The organism is Pedobacter sp. MC2016-24 (assembly GCF_015223055.1).
Lineage (GTDB): Bacteria > Bacteroidota > Bacteroidia > Sphingobacteriales > Sphingobacteriaceae > Pedobacter.
The window spans coordinates 1-1268 of the sequence record NZ_JADFBX010000037.1; the positions used below are offsets into that span (position 1 = coordinate 1).

The window sequence follows — 1268 nt, forward strand, 5'->3', positions numbered from 1 at the left end:
TGGAATTGCAACAATAAAGTAGACATTCGGTTAAGCTGCAATATTTTGTTTGTTTAAATTTCTTCCGAATTCCTCTGGGGACACGTATCCAAGTGCAGAATGTAGCCTTTTACGATTGTACCAAGTCTCAATATACTCGAATACAATGCGTGCTGCGTGCTGTTTATCGATGAACTTGTGTTGATAGACACATTCGGCTTTAAGTGTTTTAAAGAAGCTCTCAGCTACTGCGTTGTCCCAACAATTACCTTTTCGGCTCATGCTTCTGATGATCAAAGGATTTTTCTCCAGTAGCCATCGAAATTCATTACAAGCATACTGGACCCCACGATCAGAATGAAAAATGAGCTGCTGAGTGACTGGTCGTCTTGATTGCGCCATTTTGAAAGCAGGAATTACGGTATCGTTTGCTTTCATTGTGGTACTTAATGCCCAGCCGATGATTTTTCTATCACCTAAATCAATCACCGTTGTTAAATACAGCCAGCCTTGCCTGGTTCTAATGTAAGTAATATCGGATACCCAGACAGCACCCAATATTCCAGGCTTAAAATCGCGTTCCAGTACATTTTCTGGCACAGGAAATTTATGGCTTGAATCTGTAGTAACTTTAAATTTTTTCTTCACTATGCTTCTCAGTTTTGCTTTTTTCATGATTCTTGCAACTCTCGGTCGGGATACGCTAATAGCCTTTTTATGCAGTTCCAAGGTAATCCTGGGACTGCCATATATCTTTTTACTATGCTCAAAGGCTTGTAAAACCTCGGTTTCAATCATCTGATTTTCAATACTTCTGTTTGATGGACTGCTGACCGTCCATTTGTAAAATCCAGCCCTACTCACTTTAAATACTGAACACATCTTCCCAACTAAAAATATTCTGCAGTGATCCTTTATGAACCCGAATATTTGTTGTCGCCCTTGGAGAAAATGCTGATAGCCTTTTTTAAGATATCGCGCTCCATCTGCGTTTCACGCAATTCCTTCTTCAATAAAGCCAGCTCTTGCTCAGCTGCGCTGAGTATGACTTTTCCATTTCCAGGAAAACTACTGCCTTGTTTGCTGGAAAACTCCTTCCGCCAGCGATACAACAACGCTGGACTAATATCCAATTCTTTCGCAAGGGCGCTCAGGTCTGTACGGGTATTACTCAGTTCAACACTCATTACCTTGAACTCTTTTGGATACGTTTTTCTTTCTTGTGACATAATTTCTGTTAAGTTACCAAATTCACTTAACTTGATGTCCACTCAAATGTAGCAACTCCA

Annotated in this window: 1 protein-coding gene; it reads right to left on the minus strand. The window is 40.3% G+C overall.

Annotation, left to right across the window (positions count from 1 at the left end):
• Window positions 1-30: 30 nt before the first annotated feature.
• A protein-coding gene (locus IM797_RS28120; RefSeq protein WP_194130553.1) for an IS3 family transposase occupies window positions 31-1208 on the minus strand; the annotation gives its coding sequence in 2 pieces (ribosomal slippage) (window positions 31-938 and window positions 938-1208; 1179 coding nt in all).
• Window positions 1209-1268 lie beyond the last annotated feature (60 nt).